Below are 19,809 nucleotides of genomic sequence, written 5' to 3'. Positions count from 1 at the left end.
AAAAAAAAGGCTCACCATCACTGGTGAGCCTTTTTTGTTATTTAGAAATATTAGTCTGTCTCTTCACCACTAACCGCGCGCACCTGCCCCGGTGTATGCTCAAAGGTCATCTGCATCTTCTCCTTGAAGAAATCCAAGCCCACCTCTGGATGATAGGCCGCCATGCCATATAACCATGATGAATAATCAACACCAGCAATGCGGCGTGATTGCCAGCCTGGAGTCGCTGGCGACCAACGTGGTAGAATACGCCCAAAGCGAGTCACCTGCTGTTTTTGGTGGTTAGCGAAGATCATACGCAGATCGTCAACTGCGACTGGATTAGTTGGGATAAAACCAGCAATGATACGCGGTGTGACCACATCCTCTTTGTTATCATTATAAAAGGCATCCACCGAATAACCACGCTTTGGCGTTGAGCCAGGAGACACTCCCCACGCCGTGCGGTTTTTATATTTCTGAGTGCTCCACATTCTATCAGCCCACCCTTGCGCTGCTTGATAGCTGAAGAATAACTCGTCACCACAAAGGTCCGTCATGTAAAATGGAAACTGCACATGGAATGATGGAAGCATGCCACCAAAGATGCATGAAGGAACAACTCGGCCCATGAAGACACTCTTTGTTACGTCTTCTAATGGCGTCATGATCTGCCGCGGATTTTCAGCGACCTGATCTTCGTATTTCTGGCAGAACCAAGCTAACATAATGTACTCGCTGAACAAAATGGTGATCTCATCCTTCACGCCATCGATGCTCTTGCCTGTCATGTGAAAACTCTCATTTTCTAAATCGGCAATCGCTGAGGTCCAGTCGATAGAACTCCAGAGCTCATCAGCTTCAGCGCGGATCTCGTCACTATCAAAAGTATTGCGCGCCATCAATGCACCCGCCACGAGGATACAGGTATCGATGGTAGAAAACTCAGAATTACTTTCCCCCGTGCGGATATTAATAAAATGATGCCTCCAGCCAGTATGGTGGCGGCGCGGATGAATCGTCTCATGTTTATTATTAAACAGTCTAAGTGTACGTAGCGCCTTAGCTTCAGCTTGCGGATCTCTACCAATGTGATGGTTGATGCTATAAGCCATCAGCCCTTGGCCACAAGTGGCTACAGAGGATGTAGTTGCCGGATCGGCGCCGTGTTTATAGTAATTACGCACAAAACCATCCTCGCTAGTCTGGTAGTCATAAAAATCAATGCCAGCAAAAAACAGCGGCTCTAACTCAGCAGCAAAATCGCGCTCACGAACCAGCTCAATCTCGTGGATTTTCAAACTCGCATTTCCAGCTGGCTGGAATTGATAGAGCATTTCTAACTCCACATCATCAGTGAGATCAAACGAACCCCAGTACTCACGGAAATAATAAGCTTCGATTTTATCGCGATTCTCCTCTAACTCGTCTGCTTCGATTTCTGTACCATCGGTGAGATAGAACTTCTTGAATGTCTCAGCGCCTAGATACTGGACTGGCTTGGATTTTTCCTCGCCGTTAAACTTGAGTCGCGCATGAGCTTCTGCGTGGTCACTAAAATAAGTCACCCACAGTTGGTATTTCCCTTCCTGCTCAACCTTGCCTTGCCAAGTGAAACCACTGGCTGGATTCTGAACTACCAGATCACCATCTGCCAGCGCAACCTGTCCAGCATGCCCCAGCTTCTCAGCCGCAAGCTTGAGGTCAGCTAAGCCCATTGAATCTTCCAGCTCGCGTAGCTTCTTACGCACGTTGCCACAGTCTTTATTGCAGCTCACTTGAGTGAGCAATAATCCAGCTAACATGCACAAAGTCAGCAAGGTATTCAGCTTTTTCATGAATCGTAATTGAATCGATATTCCCATCACAAATGCAATACGACAGGAAGCCCGCAAATCATTCACCGCCAATTTATTAAAATTAAAACAACCGCATGCTTATCCACTTACCGCAAGTAATGGCATCAAATCAGCTAGCACCACCAGTTGCCTTGTTAGCCGAAAATCAAAACCTTTGCGCATAGTCAACTGCAAGAATGGCATCAACCATCGCGAGCTGTGAGCCATAAACAACAAATTCGCCGAGCCTCAATGAGACTCGGCGAATGGCTATAAAAATAATAACAAATGCTAACTAGCTGGACTACTGCTTAGCTTCAGCCAAGCTCTTCACTGCAGATAAATAGGTCGCTAAACTTTCTTCTGGCTGCAATTTCAATGCAGATTCTAGCAGCGGAATAGCATCGACGTATCGACGTAGAGCAACAAGCATTTTGCCGTGCTCTAGCTTGGCCTCACGTTCCACTTCAGCTACTTTGGCAGCTTGCTCAAAGAGCATTGCCGCCTCCTCAGTGCGTTGCTCAGAAATACGGAATTTTGCTAATAAAACGAGCGCCTCGCCGTCGAGTGGATCCTCAGCAATCAACTGCTCAAGAATGCGCACACCATCGGCTGGCGCGGATTCTGAATCGATACTAATGATAGCTGATAGACGGCGCTGACGACGGTCTAGCTGAATGTCTTCGCTCTCAGGCCAAGTGCTTTTTACCGCCACCAAAAACTCACTAGCTAGCTGCCACTCGCGCAGAGAAACTACATACTCAAGGCTATTGAGAGCCGTCGCCAGAGCCGGTAGTTTTTCCTGTTTAAGTGCATTTTGAAGCACTGGTCTAGCCAGCTCTAGCTGACCAAGTTGCAGGTGCAGATTAGCTAACAACAGCTGATTCTCAGCGTCCAACTTTTCATACCGTCTCAGCAATTCCAGATTCACTCTGGCGTCAGCTGGACGTCCCATTGCCAGCTGGATAGAAGCCTGCAACAAGTAATAACTATCTTCATCAGGACGCGACTGAATCACTTCTTCAATCAAGGCTAAGGCCTCTTCATTCTGATTCAGGAACTGCAAACACTGAGCCACACCAGCCTTCCAGTCGAGGCTATCAGGCTCAGTGATCTGCGCCATGCGATATGCCTGCAGAGCCGATGCGTATTGCTCTTTTTCCATGCGACAATAACCTATCAGACCATAAACGGATCCACTCTGGTCACCTAACTCAAGAGCTTGCACCAGGTGCGGCAAGGCATCATCCCACTTCAGTTCACGGGCGTAAACGTAGGAAATGTTGCGGTGAGCACGGCGAAATGTTGGTAACTTTTTCAGCGCGCTCTGAAAACTTTCCAGCGCCAGCTCGTTCTCCCCTTCTTCAAAATACAGGTTACCGAGGTTGAATTGAATGGCAGCAGAATTTCCAGCTAGCGGGCTCGCCTTGAGTTTATCAATCGCCGCCTGCCGCTGGCCGTCAGCCATGTTTTTTTCTATCGAAACCAAAAGAGCACGCTCTTCACCCGTGACGTTAGGTTCAACACGAGCATTGATGCGGTACGAGCCATTGAAGGCTTTGAGAAAGGCATCATCCTTCCAGTAATGCGACGACAATGGCAGTGGATCAGCTGCACTGAGTGAGCTGAATGAACCGCCGAGAATAATAAGACTGAGGAAACTTGAAATGGCTTTCATGTTATTTGATCGTAATCGGCCAGCGCATGCGCACTTTGACCGGCTTTCCTTTATGAGTGGGTACAGTGAATCGTGAACCGTTAGCGATACGTGTCGCTTGCGGGATGAGTTCACGGTTTGGTGAATTGACTTTGCCAACCAGACGAGTTCTGCCAGAGGTATCAATTTCCACCTCCACAGTAACTCTGACACTACGTACACCTCGGCGAGTTAGAGCCGATGGATACGTGATCGATGGCGCATGTAACAAACGCGGCGCTGAATCTAACTCACCAACGGAATATGTTGAGCGCGGCTTTGGGCTAGCCTTACTTTTGGGTTTAGCCGGCGGCGCTACAGCCTTTGGTTTTGGTGCAGGTTTGGGCACCGCAATCGGTGATGGTGGCGTATCACTAAAGAATGTTTCGACACTCAATGACGGGTCAAACTTCAGCTCCGACATCATCATTGCTGGGCGCGCCACATCTTGCGTGATCTGCAAATCAGCTACCGACGGTGGTGGCGGCGGCGCGTCTTCTGGCGGAACTTCCTCTGGCTCAGGAGTAGGAGGTTCGGGCTCAGAAGCAACTGAGATCTCAGTGATTTCAAAAACCTTCTCGTCGGGCTCGTGAACCATCAGCCGCGTCATCACTAACACCCCCATGAGGATGGCTGTGATCGCTACTCCAAAAATAATTGCTCTGATGGCCATATGGGTAATTATTTTGCCGTTGCTAGAGAAACACTCTCGGCGCCACCTAACTTTGCAGCATCAAGAACTTTAACCACTGCTCCGTGGCTGGCTCCTTCGTCACCTTGAATGATGACCGGCATGGTTTCATCTTCCTGCAGGCGAGCCGAAACGATGCTCTGCACACCATCTAACCCGACCACTCTACCACCATGATAGATTTGGCCGTTAGCGGTGACAGCAAAGAGAATCGATTGTGCTTCGAGGTCCTGCGCAGAAGCAGCACGTGGTTTATTGACATCCACACCGGTCTGCTCGTTGAAAACAGCGGTAACGATGAAGAAAATCAAGAGAATGAAGACCACATCAATCAATGGTGAGATGTTGATCTCAGAGGCCGCGCCGTCCTGGCTATTAAAATTGCGAAATCTTCTCATAACTAACTATTTTTTACTTTCATTTCGACCAAGCCCATGTGCAACCCTTGCTGCAGGTAATCATGGGTTTCCGAGGTTTTTTTACGCAAAACCGCTAATAAAAACGCTGCGGGAATGGCTATCAACAAACCTGCTTGCGTGGTGACAAGCGCTTGTGAAATACCCGCGGAAATTTTGTCTATCGGCTGAGCTTGGCTACTGGTGGCCAAACCAGAAAACATGACTAACATACCAGCTACAGTCCCCAGCAAGCCAAGTAGTGGCGCGACGCTAGAGAGCACCGCAATAAATGGAATGCGCCGCTGGACCCAAGCTAACTCATCGAGCTCGAACATGGCAAATTTGCGCTCGACCTGTTTGATATCATCGACCTCAGCCAGCTCTTGGCGATGCGCTTTGATCTGCCTACGCACACGAATCAAGCCAAGCCAAGTCACCGCTAACATCATGTAGACAGATAAACTCAAGGCAATCAGCCCCCAGAGGATAAATCCCCCGTGCTCGAGCATGATTTTGAGTTCGTTTAGAAACATATCAACAGTAAGTATTAGTTAGCTTTTTCTTCACTACCACCGCGCAGACCATTTACAAAGGTAAGCCCTAACTTCTCCGCTGCCTGTGAAATACCCTGACAACGTCTAGATAGGAGCGCATGTAAAATCAGTGCCGGAATCGCGACGATAAGACCAAACAATGTCGTTACCAAGGCCTCGGAAATACCACCAGCTAGCGGACGAGGGTCACTCGTGCCAACCACAGTGATGACGTTGAATGTTTTGATCATGCCGGAAACAGTCCCCAACAGACCGATCAATGGCGCTGTAGCTGCGGTAATGGCAATGAATGACAGCCACGTTTGCAGTTTGCTCTGCACACCTATCAACTGCTCATAAACCACTTCCTCAACAACGTCTGGGCCAGCTTTTATGAAATCGATAGATTTTTTGATCAACCCACCTACCGGATGGTAAGCGCGGTCACAAATCTCCTTCGCATTCTCAAGCTCCCCTTCGCGCACAGCCTCGAGAATTTGCGCCAGCCAACCGTCACTTGGTGTGCTCACGCGGTAAATTTGAGTCGCCTTAATCAAGGCGCAGATGAGTGAGATCAGAGCGATGCTGATGATTGGCCAAATCCAGAAACCACCTTTTTTGAACAATGACCAACGGTCGAAGCTGAGCTCAGCTAAAGCCTGTGCTTTACCGCCGGTGACATCAACCATCACCTTGGCTTCACCGCCAGCTGCTAGATACTTTACATCACCAGCATTGCCTTGGCTAACCATCGGGATGGCACTGCCTTTTTCGTATACTACCGAGCCAGCTAGAGAACTATCATCAGCGACAAACCAAGCCAGCGGACCAGCTAGGTAGTAGTTACCGGTTTTCACTTCACCGCTCACCGCGCTGGCTTTTCCAGCTACTACGGCTCCGCCCATCAGTTGATCAAGTCGATCCACACCTAGCTCGAGCACCTTCACGCCTTGAGTTAGTTGATCTTTTGTAGACAGCGACTTCGCGCCGAGCAGTTGGTCAAATGTCGACTTATAAGCTTCTTTCTCTCCAGCTAGCAGAGCATTTTCAAACTTGATGCCAAAGTCACGAGTCAGGCCTGATAGGTATTGAATATCTTGCCCTTCAGTATGCTTGCGGCGTTTGAGTTCTTTGAGCAGCGACTCCCTATCAGCTTCCGTCATGCGCGCCAGGCGCACCTGACGGCGACGCTCTAGCAAATCAGCTTTGGTATTTTCAAATGCCTTTGCTAGCTGCGGTTTTTCCTGAGCGATTTCAGCTCGTTGCTCGCTGAGTTTTTCAATGGCGAGCTTGAGGTCTTGTTTGATAGAATCATTCTCAGCAAACAAGCTGGTGGCAGCCATAGCTGAACAAACCCACAATGTGATCAATTTTTTCATGACGATAGATTACTTGCTGATAGTGAGTGGGAGTTCGGTAAGTTGCGGTTGAGCTTCGCGCTCGTAGATGGCAATCGCTTGGCGGATAGATCCAGCTAGCTCGGGTTTAGCAGTCCACTGCCAGCCATCAGCTGATGGTTTCCCCGTACCAGCATTGCTGCCATTTCCAGAAACATAATAGGCCTGCGCGAGGCCAAGATAGAGCACCTTGCTAGCGAGCTCTTTTCCATCAACCGTATCGATACTATCAGCGATGGTGATGCTGCGGTTAAAACGTGCCGCACCAGAAATAACAGCAATCATCGCCTGCAGCACCTCACGTGGTTTGTCGATTGCACTCAGCTCATTTAAAGCCACTAGATCTGCATCCAGCTCAGTCTTCAATGGCTCAGGAAATCGCACGGCAACACTAGCTAACTTTGGCTGCAAACGCACTAAATTTTCAGCTAGATAGCGGCGATTATCACGATGCTCAGCCAGATCAGCTTCCAGCTCTTGTTTTTCTTCGTTCACCAAAGCAGCAGCTTGGCCAGCTTGGTCGATCTCCTCGCTGAGTAATTTCAGCTCTGCCTGATAGAGCTCGAGCAGCTCTTGCATATTGGCTTTATCCGTCTGCCAGCTGGCGAGTTCCTCAGAAGCTAACTGTTCAGTTTGCACCCACTGACGAATCATCTCTCTATCTTCGACAGGATTGATTTTAGCGGCGTTTTCATCTACGGCATCTGGCTGGGCTAGCAGGCAAGCTGGCACAGACATTAGGACCATTACAGTTAACTTCTTCATAGGATTAATTTTTAAGTGCTGACAGCGAACGCCCTATAGGACGCTCGCTGACAGACTACCAGTTCTTTATATTATGTATTATGAACAATGAACAAAAGATTTTGATTAGAATGTCACTTCGAAGCCAGCGTAGAGCTGACGTGGAGCGCCACTGCGAGGTCCTTCTGGAAGACGAGTGGTAATGTACTGCTCGTCAAACAGGTTGTGGACGCCACCGAGGAGTCTCCAGTTTTCGTTGATTTGATACCATGCTGAAACATCAAACAGAAGCGCATCGTCGATTTTTCCTTCGCGAGCAGAATCTTCAGGCGCGTCGAGGTTTTTAGCCGTGCCGTAGCTACCACTAACGTAAGTCATATCGAGGTTAGCTCCCCAGTTATGAGCAGCGTAGCCCACACCTGCAGCGAGCTTCCACTCAGGAACGTATGGCATCATGGCGCCATCTTCGCCGCCAGCCCAGATTCCGTCGCCACCGCCTTCTTCTAGCGCATTCTCCAGAGTCGCCTTTGAGTAAGTCAGAGAGAGGTATGTTGGCAGGTTGTAGCTAAATCCGTTCTCAGCTGCGTAGTCGTAGCTGATCAGAGATTCGATGCCCCAGATGCGTGCATCACCAGCATTTTCATCATCGTTTTGACCTGTACCAATGCTCTCACGGGCAATCAAGTTAGAGTAATCAGTATAGAAACCAGCAAGGTCAATCAGGACACCATTTTGCTTGGTTCTCCAACCTAACTCCAGCGAGAGGGATTCTTCATTCTCCACTGACGAAGTAATTGCAGCCTTAGCACCGGGAGTCGAGATACCACGGTAAATACCACCATAGAATAAGTTGTTGTCATCAAGAGTATAAGTTGCGCCGATGCCACCAGACACCGCCGTTAGTGAATCTTCCTGAGTTTCTGCACCATCTCCTTCACGGAACTCGTAGTTCATGTGCTCGATACGCACACCTGGCTTTACAGTCCAAGCACCGAAGCTAATATCATCTTCTAAGAACAATGAAGTCGCAAATGTGCTATCAAAACGTCTAGCATCATCACCTGGATCGATAGCAACAGGGCCAGAGAAGTAACCATTGCCTAAAGAATTGTATTCATCAGCATAATGATCGCGCTGCACACTGTCATAGTGGAAACGAAGTCCGCTAGAAATGTTGTGATGTACTTCACCGTGCTCTAGCTGGAAATCTCCAACAAACTGCACACCGTAACTATCATAGGAGCGGTTATTGCCTTTAACATCAATAGTACCAGTTGATGTACCTTTCAAAATAGAAACACTAGCTGGATCAAGCAGGGCCTTGTTAAGGCTTTGATCATCCACCTTGTTGAGCTTGTACCAATTACGCTTAAATTTGTTATAATAAGCAGTGGCATTCAGCTGGACATTGTCCTGTGGGTGCACGGTGTAGCTCAGCGCTGTGCGGTGATGCGAGCTATCCATGTTATCAAACTGAGTAGCGGCATAACGGTCGTGTGGGTTGTTACGCACATCGTATTCAGTTAGCCCAAGGTAACCTTGATCTTGCTCAAAATCAGTATAACCATATTTGAACTCAACGCGCTGGTAAGCAGCTGAATCTGGCTCCCAGAACACTTTGAACATTGGCTCAATGCGCTGATAACCTGTATCACCACCGTTAGGTAGTTTTTCGTAACCGTCAGAGCTCTGGTAGAGAAGCTCAGCTAGATAGCCCACTTTACCATTTTTGGTCTGCACGGTATTGCCGTAGTTAGCGTGTAAGAACATGGAATTCCATGAACCATAAGTCGCCTTGGCGTAAAATGTTTCTTCTTCAGGAACTGGTGTTGATAGATAGTTAATCACACCGCCAGTTGTGTGCGGGCCGTATTTGATCTGGCTAGATCCCTTAAGGACCTCAAGGCCAGCCATACGAGCTACCGCTGGAGAATAATAAGCAGCTGGAGCTGAATAAGGAGCTGGTGCAGCAATCACACCATCTTCCATCAGCGTAACTTTTGAACTACGAGTTCCATCCACACCACGGATAGAAATATTTGGGAAATTACCAAAACCATCTTCCTCGCGTACATATACACCAGGAACTTTAGCCAGCACGCGGTTCACATTGTTATAACTCTGATCGCGAATATCAGAAGTATCCAGGTAAGCTGCCGATCCAGCTAATTGCCAGGCTTTTTCTTTACTACCAACAATAGTCGTAGTGGCGAGCTCTTCTAAAATCGATGACTCAGTGAGAGAATCAACAGGCTCAGCCTGACCTTCTACCTCAGCAGCAAATGCAGCTGAGCAACCTAGACTCATAATGGAGACGGCAAAGTATAGTGTTTGTTTTTTCATAGGGTGATGTTGACGCTGGCTGCGCCGGCGGCGTTTTATTGCAATCGATTCTCAATAGCAAGTAATTTTGACAGGAAATCAGAAAATGCCACACAGTAAACACTGAAAGTGAGACACTTAGAAATGAAAATTATCCACAAAAAATCACCCCAAAGGCACAACAACAGAAGCAAACAATACAATTTACTCAACAATGACATCTACGCGACACCCCAAAGCCACCCTCACCAATCGGAGCTCATAACCGAAGTCCAACAAAGCAAAACAAACATAAAACCCCAGCCAGCTAGAAACCCAGCTAGAAACCCAGCTAGAAACCCAGCTAGAAACCCAGCTAGAAACCCAGCTAGAAACCCAACCAGAAACCCAGCCAGAAACCCAGCCAGAAACCCAGCCAGAAACCCAGCCAGAAACCCAGCCAGAAACCCAGCCAGAAACCCAGCCAGAAACCCAGCCAGAAACCCAGCCAGAAACCCAGCCAGAAACCCAGCCAGAAACCCAGCCAGAAACCCAGCCAGAAACCCAGCCAGAAACCCAGCTAGAAACCCAGCCATCTGACTAACCCGAAGGGTTATAAGACTTTAGCCGCGGGTCAGCGAGCGCAGCGAGTGCAACCCGTGGTTACCGGCTAGCAGATGATTCCCCGGAGGGGAAATGGAACCAGCGTGACGTGACACACCCTGCGCCGTGAGAAAAACCTATTTCCCCAAACAGAAAGTGCTGAAAATTTGATCCAACACATCGTCAGTATCAATGCGACCTGCGATCTCACCGATGGAATCCATCGCATCGCGAAGATCCATAGAAATAAACTCGCTGCTCACGCCATCAACTAAGGCCTCGCGGCCAGCTAACATAGAAACCCGAGCGCGCTTGAGGCAATCTTGGTGACGAGCATTGATAGCCACCGCGTGGCCACCCCACTCACCTTCACCCATAGAAAGCTCGTTGATAATCACATTCCCTAACTCGTCGACGCCATGATCCTGCTTGCAGGAAATACGAACCCCCTCAACCTCAGCCCAGCTGGAATCTTCACCGAGGTCGGATTTATTAAGAATTAAAATATGGTGACGCGCCTGTACACTAGCTGCATCCACAGCTCGATGGTGCGGCTTACTAACATCAACCACCTCAAGCACCAAATCAGCCTGCTGCAGCTGCATTTTTGCACGCTCCACCCCCTGCTGCTCGATGACATCTTCCGTCTCACGCATGCCAGCAGTGTCTACCAGACGCAGCGGAATCCCCTGCACATTAACCACCTCTTCAACGGTATCGCGGGTTGTACCAGCTAGATCGCTAACAATAGCACGCTCGTATCCTAGCAGACAATTCAACAAGCTAGATTTACCAGCATTTGGCTCACCGGCAATCACAGTACGCACACCCTCACGGATAATGCGACCTTGCTCAGAGCTAGCTAACATCTTATCAATACCAGCTAGGATCACATCCACCTTGTTGACTAACTCGTCGCCAGTCTCAGGGTCGATATCTTCATCTGGAAAATCAATGTAAGCCTCGACGTGTGCCGTTAGCTCAATCAACCGCGTGCGAATTTGCTCCGACTGGTTACCTAACTTACCTTGCAGCTGCTCGTGAGCTGCGCGCACTCCCAACTCAGTTTGCGCAGAAATCAAATCCATGATCGCCTCCGCCTGAGTCAGGTCCATCTTACCATTAAGAAATGCACGGTGGCTAAACTCACCCGGAGACGCCGCGCGAATGCCTAACTCATGCAGGCGCTCGAGCACACGGCGCGTGACTAACACACCACCGTGACACGCGAGCTCAACGACATCTTCGCCAGTAAAGCTTCGCGGACCATGGAAACAGGTCGCCAGCACTTCATCGACTATCTCACCATCAGCATCTAGTAATCTAGCTAAAACAGCCTGGCGATCCGGATAGTCGGCCACAGCGCTGAGCGACTTTGGCACCGCCTTCAGGCTATCACCAAAAAGCGTAAATGCATCAGGACCAGAAACGCGCACGAGAGCCACAGCTCCCATTCCAGGCGCGCTAGCTAGAGCCGCAATGGTATCAGAATTCATCATCAGACTAGAAAGATAGAGTTAGGGATAGATAGGAAATTCAGCCAGCTGGAAATTACGCCTTAGCGCAGTCAAGTACTTGATCGAGCACTTCGATGCAGCGGGTATTTTCCGCTTCAGTACCGACAGAAATACGCACCCAGCCAGGAAGTTTGTAGCCACTCATGGCACGCACAATCACGCCCTGCTTGAGCATATCAGCAAATAGCTTGTCGCCATCACCCACATTTACTAACACAAAGTTAGCGTAGCTTTTCACATACTCCAGCCCGCGTTCATCAAATGCCTTTTCGTAAAATGCCAGCCCAGCATCATTCATCGCAATGGTATCTGCAACGTGCTGAGTGTCTGCTAGAGAAGCCAGCGCCGCCTCTTGAGCCGCCGCATTTGTATTAAATGGCTGACGTGCTTTTTGTAAAATGCCAGCGACTTGTGGCGCGCACAAACCGTAACCAATGCGCAATCCAGCTAGCCCGTAGGCCTTTGAGAAAGTTCTCAGAACCACCACATTTTTTCCTTCACGGATATATTTCACCGTATCTGGCGCGTCGTGGACAAATTCAAAATAAGCTTCGTCAAATACAGCCACCACATGCTCAGGCAGTCTATCAACAAAAGCATCTAGCTGCGCCTGTGTCACCATCGTCCCTGTTGGGTTGTTTGGATTAGCCACAAATACCAGACGAGTATTTTCTGTGATCGCGTCCGCCATGCCGTCGAGGTCGTGGATGAAATCAGGATCCGCCACTTCTACATACTTGGCGCCAAACAAGGTCGCCATCAGCTTGTAGACCACAAAAGCATGCTCAGCGGCAATCAGCTCAGCATCGCGGTTAAGATAACAATGGCATAACAGCTCAATGATTTCGTTAGAACCATTACCGAGAACGATATTCTCCATGCCGAGGTCGTATTTCTCAGCCAGCGCGCTACGCAGCTTGTAGCCACCACCGTCTGGGTAAATGTGCAGCTCATCGACCATGTCACAGAGCGCTTTTTTCGCCAGCGGCGCAGGACCAAGCGAGTTCTCGTTAGATGCGAGCTTCACAATGGAATCGGGATCTAACCCAAGCTCACGGGCAGTCTCCTCAATTGGCTTTCCGGGTTCGTAAGCCACGAGGTCGCAGACAAATTGATTGGCGAATTTCTGAGTCGTCATGCGCGCAGATTAGCGCGTCTAGCCCGCTTGCCAATGGCGAATATCATGAAATTAGCGTGTTTTTTTTCACCACGCGACCAGCTGACAGCATGCACCTCGCAGCGCCGCCAGCTCACTCCCGCTGACTATTTGTAAATAGACTTCTGCACTTTGCTGGGAATCACCTCTTGATTCACCTGCATCCATTCTTTCGCGCCAGCTGGATCCTCTTTCATCCAGCGCCCTAAGATGGTGGTAAAATGCTTATTTCGCTTCTGTTCGTTTTGAATCAATGTCGCCCCCTCCAGCGCAGCTCCCGGGTTATTTCTAGCTGCGGTATAAGCTAAAATTTCCTGCGCCCGAGACAGGCTAACATCATCTCCCATCGAGTACAGCCAGTCAGAGGCCGCATAAGGATCTGTCTTGGCTAACTCACGCACCAGCTCCGCGGCAGCATCTCTACGTCTTTCGCTAGGCAAGGTTTCCACCCATTTTTGCGCCTGCTCGATGTCCGTCTTCACCCATTGTTTGGAAACTGCAGCCAATACCTGCGACTGAGTTTTGCCATCTGTAATTTCACTCGCCCACTCACCAGCTCGCGCCGCGTCTAAGTCGGTCATCTTTCTAGCAGCCATGCGGTATGCCTCATTCTGCAGCGAGGCATCATCAATGCTAGCCAGCCACGTCTGCGCAGACTCAAATCCGCCAGCTGTAATATATGGCATCATGCCAGCTAGCGCTTGCCGCTGACCACCCGCCCCCTCAATTTCAGCTAACACAGCCTTCGCCGCATTCACATCCTGCTCCGCAATGCCACGCGCCACGCCCGTTAGCCACTGCTCACTTCCATCTAAAGCTTTCTGCTCGCGCGCCCATACGACCGCAGCTGTTGGATCGTTAGCCGCCCAGCCAGCAATCGCATTCATTCGCACGCCGGGAGCTGGATCATTTTCTATCACATGCTGCATTGCCGCATGCGGATCTTTTTGCACCCACGCCCGATAGAGCATAGATAATTCACCACGTCTAACGTCAGCTAGCGGATGATCGCAGATCGACTGACATGCTTCGGAAAATTGTGCACTATCCATATTTCCAATCAGCGAGATCATCGACTCCATGCGCAATAATGAGTCAGTCTGATCCAACACAGACATCAACTTAGCACTCGCCTCATCCTGAGTATAACGCACGCGTTTGCTAGCCACCCCGGTGCGTTTACTAGCAGAATGAGAATCTGCTCCCGCCGCCATCTGGCTAGCTAATCGCCGCTGGCCATCCGCTGAAACATCCACTCTAGCTTCATCATCTGGCGCCAGCCGCGAGCTAAGACCCGCGCCCATCATTCCACCAATAACAAAACTCGCCGCCACCATCACCGGCATCACGGACATCTTCTTTTCAGCTGGCTTTTTCATCATAGCTTACAACGATTGCAAAAAATCGATTATCTTACAGATACGTCAACTCGCGGCAAATTGTTCAACAACTATGGCAAAATAACATCAAAAAATGCCATTTACCCCCAAACCACAAGCAAACAGCTGTATCAACCCAAAGGTGACAGATGCGAAACAAATGCACTCAGCCAGTCGACAGTTCACGCTAACAATGCTAACTTCGGCTAAATGAAAATGACCTCATCCATTGCCTTGCAGTATTCAGAACTCTGCGACAGCCCAGCAGAAGAGCGCGCCAGCATGCTCACCCATGCATTTGGCGTCGCGCTCAGCTTGGTTGGACTCGTTGGCATGCTCACGGTCACCGCTGGTGATGTCTTTCGCATTGTTTCCGCCAGCATTTTTGGCGCCACACTCATTCTGCTCTACCTCGCCTCCACCCTCTACCACAGCTTCAAATCTCACAAGCTGAAGTCGATTTTCCAAACCATCGACCACGCCTGCATCTACTTGCTGATTGCTGGCAGCTACACCCCACTCACTCTCGTTAGCCTTCGCGGCACCTGGGGATGGTCACTCTTTGGCACCGTCTGGGCGCTCGCCGCCACCGGCGTCATTATCAAAACATGCTTCAAAGGCAGAAAAGACAGTTGGGCATCCACCGCCCTCTATCTCCTCATGGGCTGGCTTGTGGTCATCGCCATGAAACCCGTCATCGACGCACTTCCCGCCGCAGGTCTATCATGGCTCGTCGCCGGCGGGCTTTGTTATTCAGCTGGCATCATCTTCTACGCATGGGAAAAATTGCGCTTCAACCACGCCATCTGGCACCTCTTTGTGCTCGGCGGCAGCGCCTGCCACGTCGTCGCCACCTGGGCATACATCCTGCCTAATGGGTAGGTCTTGCTGGCTGACTCAGCCGGCCACCTGCCCATCTTGATCAAATCACCCACCACCTTGATGGATGGGATCTCCACTGTTTGTTATTACACATCATTGCTAGCGAAAATCTGCGGCTCAAAACGCTAGCTGGCTTGCAAAGCACCCAGCCAGTGCAGCCAACAGATTTCCCCCCTCTAAGTCAACAGGTCCAAAGGACCGAGAGATTACAGCCCTGAGCAAGGCAGAGCTGAAAGCTCAACGCAGGTCAGGGTAAACAGAAAAATAGCCTTCAAGCCCCAAAGGGGCGAGAGAAAGCTTAGCTACTAAAAAAACCTCCCCCCACCCTCTAATCGAATTTCCTATTCATCAGCTAGACCACCACCTAGCTGCCAGTATCGATAAAAGGAAATCGCTGGACGCTAACTGATAAATCAGATAGATAGCATTACTAAGATATGCTCAACTGTATAGACCCCAAATTTATGGAATTTTTAAAAGTCGCCCTAATGCTCATAGGTCCTCTAATTGCTGTTTTCATTTTCTTCGGTACTCAAGTCATCACCTCGAAAAGAAATTTGATAGAATCACTTATTACAAGGCGCTTAGATCTACACGCCGAATTTTCTCAGCTTTTCCTAGAGCACAATTTACAAGCTGTTGGTATATTAAGAAGTATAGAAACTGCTAAATTCTCAAATCACGCATATTCTAAACCCCACGAGCACGTGACCCCTTATCTTAACGAACTAACACTAGAAGCAGAATTGAACAGGTTCGACGCAAAAAAGAAGCTAGCGCTTGTCTATACAAAAATAGAACTCTCTCACCCTGATAGACTTTATCAGATCTACGGGAAAGCATTCAGCTATATCACCGATACAGATAAGAAAATCAATGAGATTGTAAAAGACGCAAAAAAGAAACAAGACCCAGACCGCCCTCTAAAGGTTAAAAATCTTGCTGACGAAATCAAAGATAATGATGCCGCCACAAATATTCAAAAAGCGATCAAGGCTGACATTAAGAAAAGCTCTATACTCTCCCAATCATTACCTAAACTGCTCTTTTGCAAAGCTGAAGTTGATATGGACGCAGCTGATTATATCTAATTTACCATTTCCTCACCCTGCTGTTTTTCAGCTTCAGCCAGCGCTTTCACCGCTGGCTCGACGATGGACCAGATCGCGAGCGCGTATTTCAGGCAATCGAGGAAACAATAACCAAGCACTAACAATAGATTCAGAAAATCTAAGCAAGTACCCCAGGCAGGAATCGAACCTGCATCTAAGCTTTAGGAGAGCCTCGTTCTATCCATTGAACTACTGGGGCAAAACCAGCGGTTTTTTATAGAGTCAGCCAGCTGGATGCAAGTGAAGAATGTGAAAGCTTTGCCCTAGCGGACTAAAAAGCCAGTCCGCTTACTTCATCAACTCTTCAGCCTGAGCGATGTCGTGCGGGAAAGTGATTTTCGGGTTTGGGCTAGGATTTTGCACCAGCTTGGTGGCCACGCCTATCAGCTGGAGCGCGGAAACCTCGTCGGTCACTCGCTCATTTTTCTCAGCTACAGCGAGGTACGCGCGCTTGAGCAACTCAGCCTGAAATATCTGTGGCGTTTCCATCAACCAAAGGTTATCGCGGTCCACTGCCTGAGTGACAAAACCGGCTTCGTTAGAGCGCTTGACGGTTTCCGTCACCAGTCGCGCGCTGGTTGCCGCGCGATGCTCAACCGCCTCAGCTAACACATTTTCTATCTGCTCTGGCGTGATCAATGGTCGCGCACCATCGTGTACCGAAACAAAATCATACTGGCTAGCGCTAGCCGCCAATCCAGCAGCCACAGAGTCGTGTCTATCAGCACCGCCATCCACTCGCTGAATTGGTTTTTCTCCCGCTGCTGATTTCACCAATTCATAGCGCTCGGGCGAAGTCACCACGATGATCTCAGCCACCGCATCACATTGAGCAAAGGCAGCCACCGTGCGCTTGAGCACTGGCTCACCAGCTAAGGGAGCTAACAATTTATCAAAACCCATACGTCGGCTACTACCGGCAGCAACGATAATTGCGGAAATTTTCACTGATTCAGACACGCCCACATCCTGTCGACTCTGACGAACGATGCAAGTCATTAGAGGCATACCACAGTCTCAAATTCGTCAGCCCGGCGACAACCAAAGATCAAAGAAGATGGCTTCATGCCAGTGGCATCCTACAAATGGGTAAACGGCTATGTTGTTGAGTGGCGTAAATAATCCCAAGCTAACTACCCTATAAAAAAACAGAGGGCACCAGCTGGCACCCTCTGAACGCTTGGGGATTCCTCTCCGATCCGAAGATGGAGTTATTTTACATCGTAGTGTTTGGTATACTTGAAGTCGTCGAGCACAAACACCAAGGGGCTATCCTCTGGCCAATCTTTGGCATCTAACTTAGGCACCTTAATTTCTATCTGCATCTTATCATTTAGCGCGTACTCAATTGGCTGATCATAACCAAGCAGACGAATCGGCTTCTCCTCGCGCTCGACAAAAAATGACTCAATAATCAAGGTTGAGTTAGGCTTTGGTGCCTTCATCACAATCGCATAAGTCATCTTGCCATCTTTACTTTGCGTGAATCGCATATCCTTGTCGTGATAAGGATTAACTCCTCGAGCCGGCTTTGACCTGAGATGCGGACCTTCTGCAGCCACGATAGCTGGCTTCACCTCCTTCACGGCTGCGGCATTGCGCTTCAACCACTCAGCATCTTCCTGCAACTTCTTCCAGATGGCATGATATGGCCTCATGTTGTTAGTCCCTTCTACCAGCTTTGGCGCCTTGGCATCAAAACCCTCAATAGCAAAAGCTACTGGGATTTGTTTTTTGAATTTTTCATCAGACAATGCCGGCACCTCAATGGCGAGTTTACCGTCAGCTTTCACATTGAACCCAACTGATCCATCTCTACCAAGAATGCGGATGTTAGCCTCCTCTCCTGCTTTGAACTGACCATCTATCAATAGCTCGCCAGCATCTGGCCTAGCCATGACAATCGCATAGAGAATCTTACCATCCTTAGAAGTGGTGAAGTTTACATCTGCGTTAGTATATTCACTCTCATTACCTTTAACGCGAGCCGACTTACGGTACTTCTGCCAGATAGGTCCCTGAGCACAAGTGCCCCAAGTGCGGGTATTGTAAATGCTCTCACCATTCACCTTGAGCCACTCACCCGTCTCCTTCATGATCTGCGTTTGATCATCAGGGAAAAGTCCATTGGCATCGGGAGCGACATTCAGCAAAAGGATGCCATTTTTAGAAACGATATCGATCAACATACGTGTCACCTCCAGCCCAGTCATGATGCCTAACTCTTCCTGACGCCACTTGTTGATATACCAGAATTTTTTCCCAACAGAAGTGTCTACCATCCAAGGAAATGTCTGCAGGTCACCAAAGCGACCGCGCTCGCGGTTCACGCTACCAATCTGGCTACCATCTTTGTGGAAAATAGTGCCATCCACTTTTTCTTTCTCACACCAGTTGTAGTAGTTAGCTGAAAATGAAGTCCGTTGCTCGTCACTGAGTTTACCAAAGCCATAATCAAAATAGATCGCCGTTGGTTTGTATTTCTCCAACACCTCAAAAACACAATTTTCCCAAAAATTGAGAATCCTATCAGAATAGGGATCTGTCTTTTCGTGCGGCTCGTTGTATAAATTCACATGATCACCAGGAACTTTGCCGTCAAACAAAGTTGCCCTATGAAACCATGTCCAAGATACCAGACTATGAAAAGTGGTCACAACTGGCATATCGCGCTTGGCAAATTCTGCATTTAATAGACCGGTAATATCTTGTTTGGGCCCCATGTCAGCAGCATTCCATTTGGTCACCTCACTGTCCCACATCGCAAAGTTATCCACCCACATCACATTGATACCGGCAAATCTGGCACCCGCATCGTGATAGGTATCAGCCCAGTGAACAGCATCAAAGTGCTTTGGCTGAAAATTGCCAATGACATCTTTATACCCAACCTCGTTAGGATCACCATAGTGTTCTTTATGATAGGCGTTAGCGGCCCGCTCCTCCATGTACATCTCCGACAGATAGTGGGTATGCTTCACGGGAATGTTCTGCCTAAACCAGCTCGTTGGCCCCCAATGAGCCCATAAGCCAAATTTGGCATCGCGCAGCGTCTCTGGCATCGTCTGCTTTCCACGTAGTGATTCCCATGTTGAATATGGCCCATCAATGGTTACTGGCGGCAGCACATCCTCAGCACTAACTGGAAATGTGATGCTAGATGCCATCACTACCGAGCAAAGGGACCAGTTTGCAACTTTTCTGTTTCTTCGATTCATTGTCATTGTTAGTCAGCGTTTACGGTCAGGTTTATGGAATGCACACGGCTACTAGCTACAACCGCACACACCCCATAGTGGACTTAACTAAGATACAAAAATCAAACACCCTGCCTATTAATTTCGACCCGGAAACACACAACTCACTCTGAACAAATAACTAACGATAAATAATAATTTCCAAAAGCAAAAAAAACCAGCTAAACCAAGGAAAGAAAACATGGACAAATCAACTATAAAGCTGAACACATCAAAGATGAACCATACTGCACGCCATCAAACTTCCCTACTGCGCTGCAACTCAATGGAATCAAAAAATGACCATGGTGAAAGCTAACAATGAAGCATTCAATACGCCACCTAAC

At 48.8% G+C, this 19,809-nt stretch carries 17 protein-coding genes and 1 tRNA gene; 3 read left to right on the top strand and 15 right to left on the bottom strand.

The features are described from left to right. Positions 1-50: 50 nt before the first annotated feature. The 8 genes from JIN82_RS03185 to JIN82_RS03150 all read right to left on the bottom strand — a co-directional run bounded on the left by JIN82_RS03185 (position 51) and on the right by JIN82_RS03150 (position 9,619). Positions 51-1,817 carry a hypothetical protein gene (locus JIN82_RS03185; protein WP_200310195.1) on the bottom strand — a complete coding sequence of 589 codons (1,767 nt, stop codon included), beginning with the start codon at positions 1,815-1,817 and terminating at the stop codon, positions 51-53. Between the two features lie 304 nt (positions 1,818-2,121). Continuing rightward, the gene (locus JIN82_RS03180) at positions 2,122-3,495 is read right to left on the bottom strand and encodes a tetratricopeptide repeat protein (protein ID WP_200310194.1); all 1,374 of its coding nucleotides are present in this window, start codon (positions 3,493-3,495) and stop codon (positions 2,122-2,124) included. Between the two features lies 1 nt (position 3,496). Next, on the bottom strand, positions 3,497-4,186 hold the full coding sequence (locus tag JIN82_RS03175; RefSeq protein ID WP_200310193.1) for an energy transducer TonB: 690 nt from the start codon (positions 4,184-4,186) through the stop codon (positions 3,497-3,499). 8 nt (positions 4,187-4,194) lie between these two features. Continuing rightward, a complete protein-coding gene (locus tag JIN82_RS03170; protein WP_200310192.1) occupies positions 4,195-4,602 on the bottom strand; it encodes an ExbD/TolR family protein in 408 nt (135 codons plus the stop codon). A 2-nt stretch (positions 4,603-4,604) separates the two neighbouring features. Continuing rightward, positions 4,605-5,135, bottom strand: a complete 531-nt coding sequence (locus tag JIN82_RS03165) for a MotA/TolQ/ExbB proton channel family protein (protein WP_200310191.1) — start codon at positions 5,133-5,135, stop codon at positions 4,605-4,607. A 14-nt stretch (positions 5,136-5,149) separates the two neighbouring features. Continuing rightward, positions 5,150-6,514: a MotA/TolQ/ExbB proton channel family protein gene (locus tag JIN82_RS03160; protein ID WP_200310190.1), complete on the bottom strand. Its 1,365-nt coding sequence runs from the start codon at positions 6,512-6,514 to the stop codon at positions 5,150-5,152. 9 nt (positions 6,515-6,523) lie between these two features. Then, positions 6,524-7,297, bottom strand: a complete 774-nt coding sequence (locus tag JIN82_RS03155; RefSeq protein ID WP_200310189.1) for a DUF3450 family protein — start codon at positions 7,295-7,297, stop codon at positions 6,524-6,526. 105 nt (positions 7,298-7,402) lie between these two features. Beyond that, positions 7,403-9,619, bottom strand: a complete 2,217-nt coding sequence (locus JIN82_RS03150) for a TonB-dependent receptor family protein (protein WP_200310188.1) — start codon at positions 9,617-9,619, stop codon at positions 7,403-7,405. A gap of 123 nt (positions 9,620-9,742) precedes the next feature. Here JIN82_RS03150 and JIN82_RS03145 point away from each other — a divergent pair, with 123 nt between their 5' ends. Continuing rightward, positions 9,743-10,177: a hypothetical protein gene (locus tag JIN82_RS03145; RefSeq protein ID WP_200310187.1), complete on the top strand. Its 435-nt coding sequence runs from the start codon at positions 9,743-9,745 to the stop codon at positions 10,175-10,177. Between the two features lie 140 nt (positions 10,178-10,317). Here JIN82_RS03145 and mnmE read toward each other — a convergent pair whose 3' ends face one another. From mnmE to JIN82_RS03130, 3 genes are all read right to left on the bottom strand, one after another. After that, positions 10,318-11,679, bottom strand: a complete 1,362-nt coding sequence (gene mnmE / locus JIN82_RS03140; RefSeq protein WP_200310186.1) for a tRNA uridine-5-carboxymethylaminomethyl(34) synthesis GTPase MnmE — start codon at positions 11,677-11,679, stop codon at positions 10,318-10,320. A 52-nt stretch (positions 11,680-11,731) separates the two neighbouring features. Beyond that, complete coding sequence (gene hisC / locus JIN82_RS03135; RefSeq protein ID WP_200310185.1) at positions 11,732-12,835, bottom strand: histidinol-phosphate transaminase; 1,104 nt, start codon at positions 12,833-12,835, stop codon at positions 11,732-11,734. Between the two features lie 125 nt (positions 12,836-12,960). After that, positions 12,961-14,235 carry a hypothetical protein gene (locus JIN82_RS03130; protein WP_200310184.1) on the bottom strand — a complete coding sequence of 425 codons (1,275 nt, stop codon included), beginning with the start codon at positions 14,233-14,235 and terminating at the stop codon, positions 12,961-12,963. Positions 14,236-14,442: 207 nt separating this feature from the next. Between JIN82_RS03130 and trhA the strand changes: the two genes are divergently transcribed. Both trhA and JIN82_RS03120 read left to right on the top strand, forming a co-directional pair. Further along, a complete protein-coding gene (gene trhA / locus JIN82_RS03125) occupies positions 14,443-15,114 on the top strand; it encodes a PAQR family membrane homeostasis protein TrhA (RefSeq protein WP_200310183.1) in 672 nt (223 codons plus the stop codon). A gap of 437 nt (positions 15,115-15,551) precedes the next feature. Further along, a complete protein-coding gene (locus JIN82_RS03120; RefSeq protein ID WP_234041737.1) occupies positions 15,552-16,205 on the top strand; it encodes a hypothetical protein in 654 nt (217 codons plus the stop codon). Here the strand turns inward: JIN82_RS03120 and JIN82_RS17440 are convergent. The 4 genes from JIN82_RS17440 to JIN82_RS03105 all read right to left on the bottom strand — a co-directional run bounded on the left by JIN82_RS17440 (position 16,202) and on the right by JIN82_RS03105 (position 19,393). Then, on the bottom strand, positions 16,202-16,324 hold the full coding sequence (locus tag JIN82_RS17440; protein ID WP_267906497.1) for a hypothetical protein: 123 nt from the start codon (positions 16,322-16,324) through the stop codon (positions 16,202-16,204). The genes JIN82_RS03120 and JIN82_RS17440 overlap by 4 nt on opposite strands. Positions 16,325-16,353: 29 nt before the next feature. Continuing rightward, a tRNA-Arg gene (locus tag JIN82_RS03115) sits at positions 16,354-16,425 on the bottom strand. An 89-nt stretch (positions 16,426-16,514) separates the two neighbouring features. After that, positions 16,515-17,174: a 2-C-methyl-D-erythritol 4-phosphate cytidylyltransferase gene (gene ispD, locus JIN82_RS03110; protein WP_325099462.1), complete on the bottom strand. Its 660-nt coding sequence runs from the start codon at positions 17,172-17,174 to the stop codon at positions 16,515-16,517. Between the two features lie 263 nt (positions 17,175-17,437). After that, positions 17,438-19,393, bottom strand: coding sequence for an alpha-L-fucosidase (locus tag JIN82_RS03105; protein ID WP_200310180.1), 1,956 nt, complete (start codon positions 19,391-19,393; stop codon positions 17,438-17,440). Positions 19,394-19,809 lie beyond the last annotated feature (416 nt).

Source organism: Persicirhabdus sediminis (assembly GCF_016595495.1).
GTDB lineage: Bacteria > Verrucomicrobiota > Verrucomicrobiia > Verrucomicrobiales > Akkermansiaceae > Persicirhabdus > Persicirhabdus sediminis.
This window is presented reverse-complemented; position numbering and strand designations above follow the sequence as displayed.

Bases quoted from the DNA above. Each gene is read 5' to 3' on its own strand.
- JIN82_RS03155 (WP_200310189.1), bottom strand. From the start codon at position 7,297: ATGAAGAAGTTAACTGTAATGGTCCTAATGTCTGTGCCAGCTTGCCTG.
- JIN82_RS03175 (WP_200310193.1), bottom strand. From the start codon at position 4,186: ATGGCCATCAGAGCAATTATTTTTGGAGTAGCGATCACAGCCATCCTC.
- JIN82_RS03145 (WP_200310187.1), top strand. From the start codon at position 9,743: ATGAAAATTATCCACAAAAAATCACCCCAAAGGCACAACAACAGAAGC.
- trhA (WP_200310183.1), top strand. From the start codon at position 14,443: ATGAAAATGACCTCATCCATTGCCTTGCAGTATTCAGAACTCTGCGAC.
- JIN82_RS03130 (WP_200310184.1), bottom strand. From the start codon at position 14,235: ATGATGAAAAAGCCAGCTGAAAAGAAGATGTCCGTGATGCCGGTGATG.
- JIN82_RS03185 (WP_200310195.1), bottom strand. From the start codon at position 1,817: ATGAAAAAGCTGAATACCTTGCTGACTTTGTGCATGTTAGCTGGATTA.
- JIN82_RS03150 (WP_200310188.1), bottom strand. From the start codon at position 9,619: ATGAAAAAACAAACACTATACTTTGCCGTCTCCATTATGAGTCTAGGT.
- JIN82_RS03170 (WP_200310192.1), bottom strand. From the start codon at position 4,602: ATGAGAAGATTTCGCAATTTTAATAGCCAGGACGGCGCGGCCTCTGAG.
- JIN82_RS03105 (WP_200310180.1), bottom strand. From the start codon at position 19,393: ATGGCATCTAGCATCACATTTCCAGTTAGTGCTGAGGATGTGCTGCCG.
- JIN82_RS03120 (WP_234041737.1), top strand. From the start codon at position 15,552: ATGCTCAACTGTATAGACCCCAAATTTATGGAATTTTTAAAAGTCGCC.
- JIN82_RS03180 (WP_200310194.1), bottom strand. From the start codon at position 3,495: ATGAAAGCCATTTCAAGTTTCCTCAGTCTTATTATTCTCGGCGGTTCA.
- mnmE (WP_200310186.1), bottom strand. From the start codon at position 11,679: ATGATGAATTCTGATACCATTGCGGCTCTAGCTAGCGCGCCTGGAATG.
- JIN82_RS03165 (WP_200310191.1), bottom strand. From the start codon at position 5,135: ATGTTTCTAAACGAACTCAAAATCATGCTCGAGCACGGGGGATTTATC.
- hisC (WP_200310185.1), bottom strand. From the start codon at position 12,835: ATGACGACTCAGAAATTCGCCAATCAATTTGTCTGCGACCTCGTGGCT.
- JIN82_RS03160 (WP_200310190.1), bottom strand. From the start codon at position 6,514: ATGAAAAAATTGATCACATTGTGGGTTTGTTCAGCTATGGCTGCCACC.